Here is a 16,483-nt window from a genome sequence, read left to right on the forward strand (position 1 = left end):
TGCTGAATTTGATGCTGACTAAAGAACAAAACAATCTGACGATTGTTGTTGTCCATCAATCTCAAAGAAACCTAAACACCACTCACAACCCCACCAAAAGATGAAGCCACAAGCAATGCCAGGGTATAATTTGGCATTTGACAATGTGCACGCTGTTGAGTTCTCAAGGACCAAACGCACCAGGGTCCCAGCCTTGGAAGACTTTTGCCCTGGGCAGATGTGTAACCTTTATGCACTGACCGACGATGTCGAGACCGTGCCGAAGTCCCTTGCGGAACGAGCCGTAACTCTACATCATCTTGTTCAGTGTTCGCAACTCGCTTGGTCCGAGGCTGTGAAGCAACTCGAGGACTTGGAAGTTGGTCCCGCTTGAGGCCGGAGGAGCTTCGCTCCGCCGCACCTTTGGGGTGACGAGTGATTACTTTACACACGTCCTGGCCGGTGTGGCCAAACCTCCGTGCATCCCGGGCGTGTCGCCCGCGAAAAGCCCGGAATCACGGGGATGTCATCCCAAGGGCAACACGAGGACGGCCCCGAGTGAGACCGCGGCGATCACGATCCACGACGTCAGACCGACGATGAGTGCCCGGCCACCGGTGCGGATGAGGCGCTCGAGTCGGATGCCGGACCCCAGGCCGACGAGCGCGAGCCCGAGCAGGACCGACTGGGCGGTGCCGGCGATCGCGAGCAGCGCCTCCGGAACCGGGACCACCGTCCGGACGAGCACCGCGACCGCGAAACCCACGACGAAGAGCGGGACGATCGGGGGCCGGTCACTCGTGCCGCCCCCCTGACGACGGACGACGGACGATGTCAGCGCCACGATCGGCGCGAGCATCAGCACTCGGGTGAGCTTGACGACGACCGCGATCGCGAGCGCGGCGGCTCCGGCGGTCTGGGCGGTGGCCACCACCTGGCCGACGTCATGCACGCTCGCCCCCACCCAGGCTCCGAACTCGAGGTCGGTCAGGCCGACCCACCCGCCGACCAGAGGGAGGATGGCGATCGCGAGGGTGCCGAACAACGTGACGAGGGCGACGGGAGTCGCGGCGTCCTTGCCGCGGTCACGCGTCACGGCGCTCATGGCCCCGATGGCCGAGGCGCCGCAGATCGAGAATCCGGCCGCGAGCAGGAGGGGCTGGTCACCGGGGAGCCGGGCCCACCGGCCGAGCAGGTACGTGGCCCCGAAGGTCAGTGCGAGGATCGCGATCACCACGACGACCGTCACCCACCCGAGCCCCGCGACGTCGACCAGGCTGAGCTGGAGCCCCAGGAAGACGACGCCGATGCGCAACAGGCGCTTGGAGGCGAGGGTCAGTCCGGGCTTCCAGCTTCCGTCGAGCACCGGACGGAGGGGCCGGACCTGAGCGACGACGATGCCGAGCAGGACGCACCAGGTCAGGACGGGGACCGCCGGCACCACGAGATGCAGGCTCCACGCCACCCCGTAGGCGGCCCCGGCGACGACGAGCCCCGGCACCGGACGCGCACGCGAGGGCGCGACGACGGCGGCGGGGCTCACCGGACGGGCCTAGACCCGGTTCTTGGCGGGGTTGATCAGCGAGCCCAGGCCCGAGATCGCGACCTCGACGGTCTGGCCCGACGTGAACGGACCGATGCCGGCGGGGGTGCCCGTCAGGATGACGTCACCGGGCAGCAGGGTGAAGACGTCGGTGACGTACTCGATGAGCTCCGGGATCTTGTGGATCATCTGCATCGTCGACTCGCGCTGCATGACCTCGCCGTCGACCCGCGTCTCGATGGTGGCGTCCGCCCAGTCGAACTCGTTCTCGATGTAGGGCCCGAGCGGCAGGAAGGTGTCGTAGCCCTTGGCACGGGTCCACTGGCCGTCGGCGTTCTGCACGTCGCGGGCCGTGACGTCGTTCGCCACGGTGTAGCCGAACACCACGTCCTGGTAGTCCTCGGCCTTGACGCGCTTGGCGATCGAGCCGATGACGATGGCGAGCTCGCCCTCGAAGTCGACCCGGCCGACGTCGGGCGGAAGCTGGATCGAGTCGCCGAAGCCGATGACCGTCGTGTTGGGCTTGAGGAACAGGATGGGCGCCTCGGGCGCGGACTGGCCGAGCTCGTCGGCGTGGTCCTGGTAGTTCAGGCCGACCCCCACGACCTTGGAGCGCGGGATGACCGGCGCGAGCAACTTGGCCTGGCGCAGGGACACGCGCTCGCCCGTCGTCTCGTACCCGCTGTACATCGGGTCGCCGGCGAGGACGATGAGCTCGCGCTCGTCGACGATGCCGTAACGGGGGTCTTCTCCGGGCGTGGCGAAACGGGCGATCTTCACGCGTCGAGCCTAGTCATCCAGCCGTGGACGTCGGGACGACGCCCGTACTGGATGTCGGTCAGCTCGTCGCGCAGCGACATGGTCAGCTCGCCGCCTGACGCGGCGGGCGACCCGATGTGGATGCCCTCGCCCTTGAGCTCGGCGATGGGGACGACGACGGCTGCCGTGCCGCAGGCGAAGACCTCGACGATGTCGCCGGACTCGACGCCGTCACGCCACTCGTCGATCGTCACGCGACGGCGCTCGACGCGGTGCCCCCGGGCCTCGGCCAACTCGAGGATCGAGTCGCGCGTGATGCCCTCGAGGATCGAGTCGCTGTCGGGCGTCACCAGGGTGCCGTCCTTCTTGACGAGCACGACGTTCATGCCGCCGAGCTCTTCGATGTAGTTGCTCTCGGACGAGTCGAGGAACAGCACCTGCTGGCAGCCGTTCTCGTACGCCTCTTGCTGCGGCAGCAGCGACGACGCGTAGTTGCCGCCGGTCTTGGCCGCACCCGTACCGCCCTTACCGGCGCGCGCGTAGTTCGTGGTCAGCCAGATCGACACCGGAGAGACGCCGCCGCTGAAGTAGGCGCCGGCCGGGCTCGCGATGACGTGGTACGACACCTCGTGGGCGGCCCGGACCCCCAGGAACGCCTCGGTGGCGATCATGAACGGTCGGAGGTAGAGGCTCGTCTCGGGGGCCGACGGCACCCAGCCGAGATCGGCTCGCACGAGCTGGCGGACGGACTCGACGAAGTCGTCCGTGCTGAGCTCGGGCAGGGCCAGCCGTCGGGCCGAGCGCTGCAGGCGACGACCGTTGGCGTCCGGGCGGAACGACCAGACCGAGCCGTCGGCGTGCCGGTAGGCCTTCATGCCTTCGAAGATCTCTTGCGCGTAGTGCAGCACCGACGCCGACGGGTCGAGCTGGAGCGGGCCGTACGGGTGGACGGATGCCGCGTGCCAGCCGTCGGCGAGGGTCCACTCGATGGTGACCATGTGGTCGGTGAAGTGCTTGCCGAAGCCCGGGTCGCTGAGGATCGTCTCGCGTTCGGCGTCGTCACGGGCCGTCTCGGACGGCGTCAGCTCGAACCGCAGCGGGAAGTCGGCGGCGTCGTCGGTCGGGGCGGAGACGTTGTCGGTGGTGGTCATGATGCCCTTCAGGCGGAGGCAGACGGGGACAGGGTGCGCACGCGATCGGCGATCGCCGTGCCGATCTCGGCGGTGCGGCGGGCGGGGACGGACGCGTCGTGCGAGGCGCGGTCGGCGATGTCGCCGTCGACGGCCCGCGTGACCCGGGAGGCCGCCTCGGGAAGGCCGAGGTGGTCGAGCAGGAGGGCCACGGACAGGATCGCCGCCGTCGGGTCGGCCTTCTGCAGGCCGGCGATGTCGGGAGCGGAGCCGTGGACGGGTTCGAACATGCTCGGGAAGACCCCGTCGGGGTTGAGGTTGCCCGAGGCCGCGAGGCCGATGCCGCCGCTGATAGCCCCCGCGAGGTCGGTGAGGATGTCCCCGAAGAGGTTGTCGGTGACGATGACGTCGAACCGGGACGGGTCGACGACGAGGTGGATGGTGGCCGCGTCGACGTGCTGGTAGTCGACCGCGACGTCGGGGTACTCGGTGGCGACGGCGTCGACGGTGCGCTGCCAGAGGCTGCCCGAGAAGACGAGCACGTTGGTCTTGTGCACGAGGGTCAGGCGGCCGCGACGGCCGCGGGCCTTCTCGAACGCGAAACGCACCACGCGCTCGACGCCGTAGGCCGTGTTGACGCTGACCTCGTTCGCGATCTCGTGCGGCGTGCCCTGCCGCAGTGCGCCTCCGTTGCCGACGTAGGGACCCTCGGTGCCCTCGCGGACGACGACGAAGTCGACCTCGCCGGGCGACGAGAGCGGCGACGGGACACCGGGGTGGACCTTGGTGGGCCTCAGGTTGACGTAGTGGTCGAGCGCGAAGCGCAGCTTGAGCAGCAGGCCGCGCTCGATGATGCCGCCCGCGAGCCGAGGGTCGCGGGGGTCGCCGCCCACGGCACCCAGCAGGATCGCGTCGTGTGAGGCGACGGCCGACAGGTCGTCGTCGGTCAGGATGTCACCCGTCTCGAGGTAGCGCGCCGCCCCCAGAGAGAAGGTCGTGACGTCGAACCGCGCGTCGTCGCCCGCCGCGACCTCGAGCACCTTGAGCGCCTCGGCGACGACCTCGGGGCCGATGCCGTCTCCGGGGATGGCGGCGAGTCTGACGGTGCGGGGCATGGTTCTCCTGGCGTCTCGAGGGTGCTCGCCACACTTTACCCGTGGGCACGACCGTCGCGCGGGCCGGGCGGCCGGGCCGGTCCACCCGTGCCGGGGTGGCCCCGTGCGACGCGTGGTCTCAGTCGGCCGAGGAGGCGCGGCGAAGGGTCGTGAGGGCGACCACCACCGCGGCGACCATGACCAGTGCTCCGACCCCGGCCGTCACGACGAGACCCTGGTCGAAGGCGTCGGTGGCGGCGGTCAGCAGCGGCCCGGCGAGCGAGTCGGGCAGCCCGTCGGAGACCGCCACCGCGCCTCCCAGGGTCTCTCGGGCGGCGTCGCCGGCCTCGGCGGGCACGCCGGCCGGGACCACGAGCGCTCCCCGGTAGATCGCGGTCAGCATGCTGCCGAGCACCGCGGTGCCGAGCACGGCTCCGACCTCGTAGGCGGTCTCGGACACCGCCGACGCGGCCCCGGCCCGGTCGGCGGGGACGGCCGCGATGATCAGGTCGTTCGAGATGGTCTCGGCGGCACCGACGCCCAGGCCGACGAAGGCGAACGCCACGACGAACACGACGACGGGGGCGCCCGCGCCCGTGGCGAAGACGGCACCGTAGGCGAGGGCGGCCGAGGCGAGGCCGATCGCGACGATGGTCCGCGGTCGCAGCCAGCGGACGACCCGCACGACCCCGAGACCGGCGAGGATCATCACGACGAGGCCGGGCACCAGCGTCAGCGCGGCCTGCAACGGGCGCAGCCCGACGACGAGCTGGAGGTGCTGGGTGGTGAAGAACAGGAAGGCCACGAGCGCCACGACGGCGAGCAGGTTGACCATCACCGAGCCGGCGAACACCGGGTTCGTGAAGAGCCGGACGTCGAGCAGCGGTCGCGGGCGACCGAGCTGGCGCCGGACGAACGCCCAACCCGAGCCCACGCCGACCACGGTCAGCGCGACGACGGGCCAGACGAGGCCGTCGGTCGCGAGCAGCTTGATCGCCGCCACGACCGGGGCCATCGCCGCGAGCGACAACAGCACCGAGACCGGGTCGGCGGGCCCCGGGGCGGGGTCGCGGCTCTCGGTGAGCAGCAACGGCCCGGCGATCAGCAGCGGCACGAGCACGGGCACGGCGATGAGGAACACCGAGCCCCAGGCGAAGTGCTCGAGCAGCACGCCGCCGACGATGGGGCCGAGGGCCGAGCCGGCGGCGAAGCCCGAGGCCCAGACGGCGATCGCGAGGCGGCGCTGCTCGCGGTCGAGGAAGGTGCTGCGGAGCAGAGAAAGGGTCGCCGGCATGATCATCGCGCCGAAGAAGCCCAGCACGGCCCGCGCCGCGATGAGGTGCTCGGCGCTGGTGGAGAACGCGGCGAGCACCGAGACCACGGCGAACCCGCTCGCTCCGATCAGCAACAGCTTGCGCCGGCCGAACCGGTCGCCCATCGACCCCATGGCCACGAGCAACCCGGCCAGGACGAGCGAGTAGACGTCGACGATCCAGAGCTGCCCGGCGGCACTCGGCTGCAGCGCGGTCGAGATCTCGGGCAGTGCGAAGCTCAGCACCGTGTTGTCGACGGAGACGAGCAGCACCGGCAGCATCAGCACGACCAACGCGGCCCACTGTCGTCGCCCCGCGCGGGGCGGGACGCCGGTCGAGGTCGAGGTCGGCACGGGTGCGGGGCGGGTCATGGCGCTCTCTCGGTATCTGGGGGCGGCGATCGGTCGGCGGTGCTCGCGCCGTCCAACGACGGGGGCTCCGACAGGGGCGGGAGGCGCGGGCACCGACCGTCCGGACGGTACAGTTACACCGTCCAGACGGTACAGTAACAGAATGAGCCCTCGACCGTCAGCCCGGGAATCGATGCTCGACACGTTCGAGACGCTCGTCGTCGACGACGGGGAGCGCGCTGCGACCTTCGACGCCGTGGCCGCGGCCGCGGGCGTCTCGAAGGGCGGGCTGCTGTATCACTTCCCCACCCGCGAGGCACTGGTCGACGGCCTCGTCGACCGACTCACCGCGCTGCTCGACGACGACGTCGCCGCCATGACCAGCGCGCCGGAGGGCGTCGTCGACTACTTCGTCCGGACGTCGTCGCCTGCGGCCATCCCGGCCGACGACCCGCTCGACCGCTGCATCACCGCCGTCTCGAACCTGGCGTCCAGCGGACGCCACCCCCGGGCGCTCGAGGCCCTCACCGCCATGCAGTCCCGATGGCACCAGGTCGTGCTCGACGCCGTCGGCGACCCCGCGGTCGCCCGGGTCGTGTCACTGGTGTCCGACGGGCTCTACTTCACGCCCCGGCCGTTCTCGCCGGTGGACTCGGGTGGCGACCCTCGTCACGACTCGTCGATCGACGACGTGATCGCCGTGCTGCAACGACTCGTGCCTCGCGGCTGACCCGCGCCTCCTGCGTTCCCGGACGGACGGACCCCGGAAGACCGCCGCGACCCCCGAGCGCGAGCGAGGGCCTCGGCGACGCCTGGGGGTCCCGAGGATCAGACGGCGACGATGCAGGCCGGGCTGCCGAGCCTGAACAGGTCGACGGGAGCACCGGGCAGACCGGTCACCTCGTCGAGGGGAAGCACCGAGACGGTGTCGGAGCCCTGGTTGGCGCAGTAGAGCAGACCGTCGGCTATGGCGAAGTGACGGGGCCACCCACCGCCGCAGGGCACCTGGCCGACCAGGCGCAGCCGCGAGGGCTCGCCACCGTCCGACGTGCCCTCGGCGTCGACCGACACCTCGAGCATGCTGATCGTGTCGCGGCCGCGCGTGGCGACGTAGACCCGTGACCCGTGCACGGCCAGGTGCGACGGAAGGTCGCCCTGCTCGTTCGCCTCGCCCTCGACGACCGCCACCGAGTAGGGGATCACGAGTTCGTCGCCCTGACGCCGCACGACGTACAGCCGAGCGTCGAGCTCGCCCACGACGAGCAGGTCGTCGCCGAGCCAGGCCAGGTGGCGCGGGCCCGACCCCGCGGGCATGGGGTGGACGGCCACGATCGACGGCTCGAGCGTGGCCGTGTCGACGGCGATCTCGATCAACCGGTCGGTGCCGAGGTCGCTGACCAGGTGCGTTCCCCACGGGGTGGCGACGATCTGGTGGGCGTGCGCTCCGCCCTGGCGGTCGGTGACCGGCCCGGAGCCCGCCGGGAGCGCCACGGACGCGGTGACCCGTGCGGGATCGGTGGCCTCGGAGCTCAGCACGCCGAAGGTCCCGCCGACGTAGTTCGCGACGAGCAGGGCGTTCGAGGCCGGGTCGTGCGAGATGTGGCACGGCGACGCGCCGCCCGACGCCGCGACACCGGCCTTGACCAGGCGGCCGGCGGCGATCGTGTACGAGAGGACACGGCCCTCGTTCGTCTCGGCGACGGCGTGCAGGGCCCCCTCGGTGACGACGAGGAACGACGGATCGTCGGCCTCGACGACCTGCCCCGCCTGCCACCGCCCGTCGACCCGCGACCGCTCGAGGACGGTGATGCCGGTGCCGTGACCGCCACTGACGGCGGTGTACGACCCGACGTACAGCCTCTGGGGCGCGGAGGCCCCGGCGTCGCTCACGGCCTGCTCGCGCTGGGGTCGTCGCCCGCGGCGATGCGCTCGTGGTGGTGGATCACCTCGGCGACGATGAAGTTCAGGAACGACTCGGCGAAGGCCGGGTCGAGCCGCGCGTCCTCGGCCAGGCGGCGCAGGCGCTGGATCTGCACGCGCTCCCGTTCGGGGTCGCTCGCCGGCATTCCCGCCGCCGCCTTCAGCAGGCCGACGGATTGGGTGTACTTGAACCGCTCCGCGAGCATGTGCACGAGCGCGGCGTCGATGTTGTCGATGCTCTGCCGGATGCCGGCGAGTTCGTCGATCGCGCCCTGGTCGGCTGCGCTGAGGGGGCTGTCCGCCCCGAGAGGACTGTCGAGTGCCATGCCTCGACCCTATCGGCGACCCCGTCGACGGGGCCGACCACGGACGAAGGAGGCGCGTCCCGCTCTCGCAGGACGCGCCTCCTTCACGGCCGTGTCGGCACGCGTGCCGGCCGACGGCGAGGGTCAGTCGACCAGCGTCAGCGTGACCTCGACGTTGCCCCGCGTGGCGTTCGAGTACGGGCACACGTGGTGCGCCGCATCGGCGAGTTCTTGACGACGCCCGGGTTCGACGTTGGGCGTGTAGATGTCGAGCTCGACCGCGAGGCCGAACCCGCCCTCGCCGTTGCCGCCGATGCCGACGCTGGCCGAGACCTCGGCACCGGTCGTGTCGACGCCGAGCTTCTTGCCGGCACCGTGCATCGCACTGAGGAAGCACGCGGCGAAGCCCGCGGCGAACAGCTGTTCGGGGTTGGTGCCCTCGCCGGAACCGCCGAGCTCTTTGGGCGGACGCGTGTCGAAGTCGAGCCTGTCGTCTTCGCTGCGGACGTGGCCGTCGCGACCCCCGCCGGTGGCGTGGGCGATGGCGGTGTAGGCGATGTCGAGTGTCATGAGGAGAAGACCATACCTAGATTCTGGGAGTTGGCTCGGTGGCGGGTGAGTGTGCTAGCGCGGCTCAGCCGAGCAGGTCGTGCCGCTGCACGATGGCGTCACGACCCGGCCCGACGCCGATCGCCGAGATGCGCGCGCCGCTCATGGCCTCGACGGCGAGCACGTAGTCCTGGGCGGCCTTCGGCAGGTCGTCGAACGAGCGTGCACCGGTGATGTCCTCGGTCCACCCGGGGAACTCCTCGTAGACGGGCGTCGCGTGGTGGAAGTCGCTCTGCGAGACGGGGACCTCGTCGTGGCGGACGCCGTCGACGTCGTACGCCACGCACACGGGGATCGTCTCGAGACCGGTCAACACGTCGAGCTTGGTGAGCACGAAGTCGGTGACGCCGTTGATGCGGGCCGTGTACCGGGCGATCGGCGCGTCGTACCAACCGCAGCGGCGGGGACGGCCGGTGGTCGTGCCGAACTCGAAGCCGTTGGCGCGCAGGAACTCGCCCGAGGCGTCGAACAGCTCGGTCGGGAACGGGCCGGCACCGACGCGGGTCGTGTACGCCTTGACGATGCCGATCACGCGCTCGATGCGACCCGGGCCGATGCCCGAACCGGTCGAGGCGCCGCCCGCCGTCGCGGACGACGACGTGACGAAGGGGTAGGTGCCGTGGTCGACGTCGAGCATCGTGGCCTGGCCGGCCTCGAACAGCACGGTCTTGCCGGCCTCGAGCGCCTGATGGATCTCGAGCGCCGTGTCGGCCACCATCGGCTTGAGCCGTTCGGCGTACGAGAGCAGCGACTCGACGACCTCGTCGACCTCGATCGCGCGACGGTTGTAGATCTTGACCAGCAGGTGGTTCTTCTGGTCGAGGGCCGCCTCGACCTTCTGCCGGAGGATGCCCTCGTCGAAGATGTCTTGCACGCGGATGCCGACACGGTTGATCTTGTCGGCGTAGGTCGGCCCGATGCCTCGACCGGTCGTGCCGATCTGACGCTTGCCGAGGAAGCGCTCGGTCACCTTGTCGAGAGTCCGGTGATAGTGCGTGATGACGTGCGCGTTCGCGCTGACCCGCAGCCGGGAGACGTCGATGCCCCGCGCGATCAGCGCGTCGAGCTCGTCGAAGAGCACCTCGATGTCGACCACGACGCCGTTGCCGATGACGGGGGTGACCCCCGGCGAGAGGATGCCGGAGGGCAGCAGGTGCAGCGCGTACTTCTGGTCGCCGATGACGACGGTGTGGCCGGCGTTGTTGCCGCCGTTGAACTTGACGACGTAGTCGATGCGGCTCGACAACAGGTCGGTGGCCTTGCCCTTGCCCTCGTCGCCCCATTGGGCTCCGATGATCACCACTGCTGGCATGGGTTTCTCCTCACGTCGGGGGAACGCACCGGGTGAGGTGCACTTGAGTCTACCGGCTGGCCGCTCCGGGCCGCCCGGAGGGCCGGACGCGGGACGCACGCCGAGGAGGCGCGGTGCCGGCCTCGAGGACCGGCACCGCGCCTCCCGAGCTCGCGCCTCAGCCCCGGGGCAGTGCCGCGAGGCGTTCGACGGTCGCGTGCGCACCCTCGGCGATCAGCCCGTCGAGGGCGTCGAGGTACGCCGAGGTGAAGCGCTCGTCGTCGACGAGGTCGCCGAACACCTCGCGGTCACGCAGGAACGCCAGCCGGTCCTCTCGCTGTCTCGACGCCGCCGCGGTCAGGCGATCCGCCAAGCGGTCGACGATGGTGATCGGGTCACCCTGCTCGTCGACCGCCTCGGCGTACCTCGCCCAACTGGCCACGATCGCCGCGGACCGCCGCACGTCGCCACCGGCCTCGAGGTTCTCGCGGACGACGGGCAGCAGCCACTTGGGGATGCGGTCGCTCGACTCGGCGCACAGGCGCGCCAGGGTGTCGCGCACCTCGGGGTTCTGGAACCGCTCGATCAGGGTCGCCTTGTAGTCGTCGAGGTCGATGCCGGGTACCTCGGGCAGCGTGGGCGTGGCCTCGAGGTCCATGTAGTCGCGCAGGAAACCCGCGATCGCCGGATCGGACGTGGCCTCGTGCGCGTACCGGTGTCCCGAGAGGTAGCCGAAGTAGCACAGGCCCTGATGGCTGGCGTTGAGCAGGCGCAGTTTCATGAACTCGTAGGGCTCGACGTCGTCGACCAGCTGGACGTCCGCGTCCTCGAACGACGGCCGGCCGAGAGGGAAGTCGTCCTCGAGCACCCACTGGAAGAACGGCTCGGCGACGACGGGCCAGGCGTCGTCGATTCCGAGGCCGTCGCGCACCTCGGCACGGTCGTCGTCGCTCGTGACCGGGGTGATGCGGTCGACCATGCAGTTCGGGAACGACACGGTCGCCCGCATCCACTCGGCGAACTCCGGGTCGACGAGTTCCGCGTAGGCCGAGAACATCTTCTTGGCGACGTGCCCGTTGCCGGGGATGTTGTCGCACGACATCACCGTGAACGGCTCGAGTCCCTGTTCACGGCGCCGCCGCAGGGCAGCCGTCACGAGCCCGAAGGTGGTGTGCGGCGACCCACCCGACGCGACCGCCTCGAGGTCGGCGCGCACCGCCGGGTTCGTCTCGTCGAACTCGCCGGTGACGTGGTGGAAGTTGTAGCCGCCCTCGGTGACGGTCAACGACACGATGCGGGTCTCGGGTGAGGCCATCTTCGCGACGACGCCCTCGGGGTCGTCGACGGCGAGCAGGTACTCGACGATGCTGCCGATCACCCGGGCCTCACGACGGCCGTCGGGGTGCTTCAGCACGAGCGTGTAGAGGCCGCCCTGGGCGTCCATCACCTCTTTCATGCGGCGGTCCTGCTCGAGCACGCCGACGCCGCAGATCGCGAAGTCCCGGGCCTCACCCGCGGCGAGCAGACGGTCGATCACCATCGCCTGGTGGGCGCGGTGGAACCCGCCGACGCCGAAGTGGACGATGCCGGTGGTCAGCCCGGTGCGGTCGTAGCCCGGCACGGCGACGCCGGTGGCCGCGACGGCGTCGAGAGTGTCGGGCGAGAGCGCGACAGGGGTGGCGGGGGCAGGGGTGTCGGTCATGAGGTTCTCCTGACGTGGTGCGGGCGGTGCGGGCGGAGCGGGCGCGGCGAGCGCGGCGGCGGCGAGGCGGCGTGGGTCATTTGACGGCACCGAGCGAGAGACCTTGCACGAGCTTGTCCTGCGCGGCGAAGCCGGCGACGAGCACCGGGAACGACACGGCGACGGCCGCGGCGCACACCTGGGCGAGGAACAGCCCCTGGCTCGTCACGAAGCTCGTGAGGAACACCGGCGCCGTGAACGCCTGCGTGCTGGTCAGCACGCTGGCGAACAGCAGCTCGTTCCAACTGAAGATGAAGCAGATCAGTGCGGTCGCTGCGAGACCGGGGCCCGAGATCGGCACGATGATCCGCCGGAAGATCGAGGGCAGGCTCGCCCCGTCGATCGCCGCCGCCTCGAGGATCTCGACGGGGATCTCGGACAGGAACGACCGCAGCATCCAGATCGCGATCGGCAGGTTCATCGACGTGTACAGCACGATCAGCAGCCCGACGCTGTCGAGGGCGCCGAGGCGGGACGCGATCAGGTAGATCGGCAGCAGCCCGGCCACCATCGGCAACATCTTCGTCGAGAGGAAGAAGAACATCACGTCCGACCACTTCTGCACGGGCCTGATGCTCAGCGCGTACGCGGCCGGCAGGGCCAGCACGAGCACCAGCAGCGTCGACAGGATCGACGCCGACGCACTGTTGATCAACGGCGGCCAGGGACTGGCCCCCGAGTTCGCGCCGAAGAAGTTCGCGTAGCCGTCGAGGGTCAGCGGCGCGAAGACCGATGGCGGGTTGGTGGCGGCGTCGGTCTCGCTGTGCAGGCTGGTCAACACCATCCAGGCGACGGGGGCGAAGAACGCCAGGCCGACCAGCCAGGCGACGAGCCCGAGCAGGGCTCCCCCGGCCCGCCCACGGCGGCTGCGCCCGGCGGCCACCCCGGGAGCCGAGGAGGCGCGGGTCGGCCGGGACCGTCGGGGCGCCGCGGTCGTGGGCCGGTCGAGGGTCGGTGCGGTCATCGGTTCTCCTCCTTGAGAAGTGTGGAGACGCTGCGCAGGGCGAAGGTGGCGATGACGATCGTCCCGATCACGACGACGACGCCGGCGGCCGAGGCCGCGCCGTAGTCGTGCGCCTGGAAGAACTGCTGGTAGATCGTGTAGGGCAGGTTCGCTGTGCCGAGTCCGCCCGAGGTGATGGTGAACACGGCGTCGAAGTTCTGCACGATGTAGATCGAACCGAGCAGGGCGGCGAGCTCGAGGTAGCGACGCATGTGCGGCAACGTCATGAACCGGAAGACCTGCCAGCCGGACGCCCCGTCGACCCGGGCGGCCTCGATGACGTCGAGAGGGCGGCTCTGCAGCCCGGCCAGCAGGATCAACATCATGAACGGCGTCCACTGCCAGATCAGCGCCGCCTCCACCGCGATCAGCGGGTTGTTCGTGATCCAGTCCGGTTGCGGGGCCGTGGCCCCGAACAGACCGAAGAACCAGGTCAGAGCACCGTTGAACAGGCCGTACTCGGGGTTGAACAGGGCGTGCTTCCAGACGAGGGCCGCCGCGACGGGCACGACGAGGAACGGCGCGATCATGATCGTCCGCACCACGCCGCGGCCGAAGAAGCTGCGGTCGAGCAGCAGCGCGACGATCATGCCGAGCACGAGGCTCACCAGCACGACGGTCACGGTCAGGACGATCGTCGTCAGGACCGATGCCCTCATGTTGGCGTCGGTGAAGACGTTCACGTAGTTCTGCACCCCGCCGAAGGCGACGTCGTTCGGGTAGAGCGAGTTCCAACTGACGAACGACACGACGATCGTGATGACGAACGGCACCTGCGTGACGGCGATCACGAAGATCAAGGCGGGCAGCAGCGGGGCCCGACGGGCCCACGCCCCGGCCCTGGCCAGGGCTGCCGCATCCTTTCGAGGGGTGCGGAAGCCCGGGGCCGAGGGCCGGGGCTCGTGAGGAGCCGGTGCTTCGACGGTGGCGGTCATGGCTACTTCTGGTACTTCTGGCTGACCTTCTCGGCCAGTCCCTGCCCGGTGGACAGCGCCTCCTCGACGGTCTGCTGGCCGGCGATCGCGGCACTCACGTCCTGCGAGACCTGCGTGGCCATGTCGGCGAACTCGGGCACGGCGACGAACTGGATGCCGGGTGCCGGGCGCGGCTGCAGTCCGGGGTCATCGACCTTGGCGTTCACGATCGCGTCCTCGGTCTGCTGGTAGAACGGCGCGGCCGCGGCCTGGTAGTCCGGGTTGTCGTACGTGCTGGCCCGCTTGCCTGCCGGGACGCTCGACCAGCCGATCTTGTCGGCGACGAGCTCCTCGTACTCCTTGCTCGACGCCCATTCGACGAACTTCGCGGCGGCGTCCTGGTTCTTGCCGGCCTTCTGGATGCCCCAGGCCCAGGTGTAGAGCCAGCCCGAGCTGTCGGTCTCGACGACCGGCGCGGCGGCGTAGCCGATCTTGCCCTTGACGGGCGAGTCGTCGGCCTCGAGGCTTCCGGCGGCGCTCGTGGCGTCGTACCACATGGCGACCTTGCCCTGCTGCAGGTTGTTCAGGCACTCGGTGAAGCCGGCCTGCGGAGCGCCGGACTCGCCGTGCTCCTGGACCAGCTTGACGTAGAAGTCGACCGCCTCGGTGAACTCGGGGCTGTCGACCTGGGCGTCCCAGTTCTCGTCGAACCAGGTACCGCCGAACGTGTTCACCACCGTGGTCAACGGCGCGAAGATCTGTCCCCACCCGGGCTGGCCGCGCAGGCAGATGCCCTTCATGCCGTCCTCGACGCCGTCCACCTGTGCGGCCAGGTCGGCGACCTCTTGCCAGGTGGGGTTCTCGGGCATCGTCACGCCCGCCTTCTCGAAGACGTCCTTCCGGTACATGAGGAACGACGACTCGCCGTAGAAGGGCTCGGCGTAGAGCTTGCCGTCGTCACCGGTCAGCGCCTTCGTCATGGGTTCGAGGATGTCGCTCTGGTCGAATTCGCTCGACGCCGCGACGGTGTCGTCGAGGGGCGTGAGCCACCCGTTGGCCGAGTAGCTCGGCACCTCGTAATTGCTCAGCGAGGCGACGTCGTACTGGCCCGCCTGGCTCGAGAACTCCTGGCTGATCTTGGCGCGGACGTCGTTCTCGGGCAGGACCGTGTAGTTGACCTTGATGCCGGTGTCCTTCGTGAACGAGTCGGCGGTCAGCTTCTGCAGATCGATCATCTGCGGGTTGTTGACCATCAGCACGTTGACCTCTTGGTCACCGCCGGACGCCGACGAGCCGCCGGCTCCTCCGCAGGCGCTGAGCCCGAGGGCTGCTGCGACGCCCACCGACATCGCGATCGTGAGCTTGCTGGCTCGGTTGACTGATCTCACGGGACCTCCATTGGTCGTGATCGGGCGGTGCGTCGGGCGAGGCGATGATCAGTGCTCAAATGAGCGCGCCTCCTCAGATGTGCGGAAGTCTGACACGAGCTCATCAGATGTGCAAGTGGTCTCAGATGAGACAGAATGAGCACCACCTCGAGAAAGCAGCCCCATGGAGCGTCACGTCCCCGGTCCCGACCGCGACCAGCGAATCCTCATGGCCGACCTGGCCCGCGCCTACTACGTGGACGACCGCTCCAAGGTCGACCTCGCGGCCGGGTTCGGCCTCAGCCGGTTCCAGGTGGCCAAGCTGCTGCGCAGCGCGCGCGACCACGGTGTCGTGTCGATCCAGATCAACGACCCGCGACGCCCGTCCCGCGACGACGACCTCGCCCGCCTGCTCGACATCGAACGCGTCCAGGTCGTCGACGTGACAGGGACGACCGGGCAACAGGCAGGAGAACGCATCGGGAACGCCGTCATGGCGGCGCTGACCCACACCTTGCGCCCGCGGACCACCGTGGGCATCTCGTGGTCGCGCACGATGGACCTCGCCGCACGATCGATGCCCGACCTGCCCCCGTGCACGATCGTCCAGCTGGCCGGCGCCCTGCAGGTCGTCGGGTCCGGCACGCTGCCCCAGGTGATCGGCACCCTGGGCTCCTCGCCCGAGATCACCACGTTGCCGATCCACGCCCCGCTGGTCGTCGACAAGCCCTCGACGGCTCGCGACCTGATGCGACAGCCCGAGATCGCCGAAGCACTCGAACGGGCCGACCACCTCGACCTGGCCGTGGTCGCCGTGGGTGGCTGGCGGCAAGGCGAATCGAGCGTCTGGGAGAAGGTCGGGGCCGCCGATCGGGCCGAGGCCGCCGCCGCCGGAGCCGTCGGCGAGATCTCGGGGCGACTCTTCGACGCCGCGGGACGAGTCGTGAGCACGTCCCTCGACGACCGACTGATCGGCGTCCGGTTCGACCAGCTGGCCCGCACCCCGCAGGTGATCGCCGTCGCGCACGGGCCCGGCCGGGCGGAGGCCGTCGTCGCGTCGGCCCACGCAGGGTTCGTCACGCACCTGATCGTGGACACTACGCTGGCCGAGGCGCTGATCGAGTTGCTCGAACCCGACTCCTGACCGCCCCGGCGCGCCCACCCC

At 69.9% G+C, this 16,483-nt stretch carries 15 protein-coding genes; 2 read left to right on the forward strand and 13 right to left on the reverse strand.

Annotated elements, in window-relative coordinates:
• Positions 1-505: 505 nt before the first annotated feature.
• The 5 genes from EDF50_RS15305 to EDF50_RS15325 form a co-directional block, all read right to left on the reverse strand.
• Positions 506-1,522, reverse strand: coding sequence for a YeiH family protein (locus EDF50_RS15305; protein WP_123520380.1), 1,017 nt, complete (start codon positions 1,520-1,522; stop codon positions 506-508).
• Positions 1,523-1,531: 9 nt separating this feature from the next.
• Positions 1,532-2,302 (reverse strand): fumarylacetoacetate hydrolase family protein, encoded by a 771-nt coding sequence (locus EDF50_RS15310; RefSeq protein WP_123520381.1) that lies wholly within the window; start codon positions 2,300-2,302, stop codon positions 1,532-1,534.
• Positions 2,299-3,432 (reverse strand): branched-chain amino acid aminotransferase, encoded by a 1,134-nt coding sequence (locus EDF50_RS15315; RefSeq protein ID WP_123520382.1) that lies wholly within the window; start codon positions 3,430-3,432, stop codon positions 2,299-2,301. Before EDF50_RS15315 ends, EDF50_RS15310 begins: the two co-directional genes overlap by 4 nt.
• A gap of 8 nt (positions 3,433-3,440) precedes the next feature.
• Positions 3,441-4,526, reverse strand: coding sequence for a 3-isopropylmalate dehydrogenase (locus EDF50_RS15320; RefSeq protein ID WP_123520383.1), 1,086 nt, complete (start codon positions 4,524-4,526; stop codon positions 3,441-3,443).
• 118 nt (positions 4,527-4,644) lie between these two features.
• The gene (locus tag EDF50_RS15325) at positions 4,645-6,189 is read right to left on the reverse strand and encodes an MFS transporter (protein WP_123520384.1); all 1,545 of its coding nucleotides are present in this window, start codon (positions 6,187-6,189) and stop codon (positions 4,645-4,647) included.
• Positions 6,190-6,331: 142 nt separating this feature from the next.
• Here EDF50_RS15325 and EDF50_RS15330 point away from each other — a divergent pair, with 142 nt between their 5' ends.
• Positions 6,332-6,898: a TetR/AcrR family transcriptional regulator gene (locus tag EDF50_RS15330; protein WP_233570675.1), complete on the forward strand. Its 567-nt coding sequence runs from the start codon at positions 6,332-6,334 to the stop codon at positions 6,896-6,898.
• Between the two features lie 98 nt (positions 6,899-6,996).
• Here EDF50_RS15330 and EDF50_RS15335 read toward each other — a convergent pair whose 3' ends face one another.
• The 8 genes from EDF50_RS15335 to EDF50_RS15370 all read right to left on the reverse strand — a co-directional run bounded on the left by EDF50_RS15335 (position 6,997) and on the right by EDF50_RS15370 (position 15,300).
• Entirely contained in the window at positions 6,997-8,058 is a 1,062-nt protein-coding gene (locus tag EDF50_RS15335; RefSeq protein WP_123520386.1) for a beta-propeller fold lactonase family protein, read from the reverse strand.
• A complete protein-coding gene (locus EDF50_RS15340) occupies positions 8,055-8,414 on the reverse strand; it encodes a chorismate mutase (protein WP_123520387.1) in 360 nt (119 codons plus the stop codon). The genes EDF50_RS15335 and EDF50_RS15340 overlap by 4 nt, the downstream gene beginning before the upstream one ends.
• Before the next feature lie 123 nt (positions 8,415-8,537).
• Entirely contained in the window at positions 8,538-8,963 is a 426-nt protein-coding gene (locus EDF50_RS15345; protein ID WP_123520388.1) for an organic hydroperoxide resistance protein, read from the reverse strand.
• A gap of 64 nt (positions 8,964-9,027) precedes the next feature.
• The gene (locus EDF50_RS15350) at positions 9,028-10,314 is read right to left on the reverse strand and encodes an adenylosuccinate synthase (protein ID WP_123520389.1); all 1,287 of its coding nucleotides are present in this window, start codon (positions 10,312-10,314) and stop codon (positions 9,028-9,030) included.
• A gap of 157 nt (positions 10,315-10,471) precedes the next feature.
• Positions 10,472-11,995, reverse strand: a complete 1,524-nt coding sequence (locus EDF50_RS15355) for a mannitol dehydrogenase family protein (protein WP_123520390.1) — start codon at positions 11,993-11,995, stop codon at positions 10,472-10,474.
• 76 nt (positions 11,996-12,071) lie between these two features.
• Positions 12,072-12,998, reverse strand: coding sequence for a carbohydrate ABC transporter permease (locus EDF50_RS15360; protein ID WP_123520391.1), 927 nt, complete (start codon positions 12,996-12,998; stop codon positions 12,072-12,074).
• Complete coding sequence (locus EDF50_RS15365) at positions 12,995-13,972, reverse strand: carbohydrate ABC transporter permease (RefSeq protein ID WP_123520392.1); 978 nt, start codon at positions 13,970-13,972, stop codon at positions 12,995-12,997. Before EDF50_RS15365 ends, EDF50_RS15360 begins: the two co-directional genes overlap by 4 nt.
• Positions 13,973-13,974: 2 nt before the next feature.
• On the reverse strand, positions 13,975-15,300 hold the full coding sequence (locus tag EDF50_RS15370) for a sugar ABC transporter substrate-binding protein (RefSeq protein WP_123520514.1): 1,326 nt from the start codon (positions 15,298-15,300) through the stop codon (positions 13,975-13,977).
• A 202-nt stretch (positions 15,301-15,502) separates the two neighbouring features.
• On the opposite strand from EDF50_RS15370, the gene EDF50_RS15375 reads away from it, so the two are divergent.
• Positions 15,503-16,462, forward strand: coding sequence for a sugar-binding transcriptional regulator (locus tag EDF50_RS15375; RefSeq protein ID WP_123520393.1), 960 nt, complete (start codon positions 15,503-15,505; stop codon positions 16,460-16,462).
• Positions 16,463-16,483 lie beyond the last annotated feature (21 nt).

The sequence above is a fragment of the Frigoribacterium sp. PhB24 genome, assembly GCF_003755185.1.
In the GTDB taxonomy this organism is placed as follows: Bacteria; Actinomycetota; Actinomycetes; order Actinomycetales; family Microbacteriaceae; genus Frigoribacterium.

What these genes read in the sequence shown, in the direction of transcription:
- EDF50_RS15350 (WP_123520389.1), bottom strand. Translation starts at nt 10,314, where the DNA reads ATGCCAGCAGTGGTGATCATCGGAGCCCAATGGGGCGACGAGGGCAAG.
- EDF50_RS15370 (WP_123520514.1), bottom strand. Translation starts at nt 15,300, where the DNA reads ATGTCGGTGGGCGTCGCAGCAGCCCTCGGGCTCAGCGCCTGCGGAGGA.
- EDF50_RS15355 (WP_123520390.1), bottom strand. Translation starts at nt 11,995, where the DNA reads ATGACCGACACCCCTGCCCCCGCCACCCCTGTCGCGCTCTCGCCCGAC.
- EDF50_RS15315 (WP_123520382.1), bottom strand. Translation starts at nt 3,432, where the DNA reads ATGACCACCACCGACAACGTCTCCGCCCCGACCGACGACGCCGCCGAC.
- EDF50_RS15330 (WP_233570675.1), top strand. Translation starts at nt 6,332, where the DNA reads ATGAGCCCTCGACCGTCAGCCCGGGAATCGATGCTCGACACGTTCGAG.
- EDF50_RS15360 (WP_123520391.1), bottom strand. Translation starts at nt 12,998, where the DNA reads ATGACCGCACCGACCCTCGACCGGCCCACGACCGCGGCGCCCCGACGG.
- EDF50_RS15320 (WP_123520383.1), bottom strand. Translation starts at nt 4,526, where the DNA reads ATGCCCCGCACCGTCAGACTCGCCGCCATCCCCGGAGACGGCATCGGC.
- EDF50_RS15375 (WP_123520393.1), top strand. Translation starts at nt 15,503, where the DNA reads ATGGAGCGTCACGTCCCCGGTCCCGACCGCGACCAGCGAATCCTCATG.
- EDF50_RS15340 (WP_123520387.1), bottom strand. Translation starts at nt 8,414, where the DNA reads ATGGCACTCGACAGTCCTCTCGGGGCGGACAGCCCCCTCAGCGCAGCC.
- EDF50_RS15345 (WP_123520388.1), bottom strand. Translation starts at nt 8,963, where the DNA reads ATGACACTCGACATCGCCTACACCGCCATCGCCCACGCCACCGGCGGG.
- EDF50_RS15325 (WP_123520384.1), bottom strand. Translation starts at nt 6,189, where the DNA reads ATGACCCGCCCCGCACCCGTGCCGACCTCGACCTCGACCGGCGTCCCG.
- EDF50_RS15365 (WP_123520392.1), bottom strand. Translation starts at nt 13,972, where the DNA reads ATGACCGCCACCGTCGAAGCACCGGCTCCTCACGAGCCCCGGCCCTCG.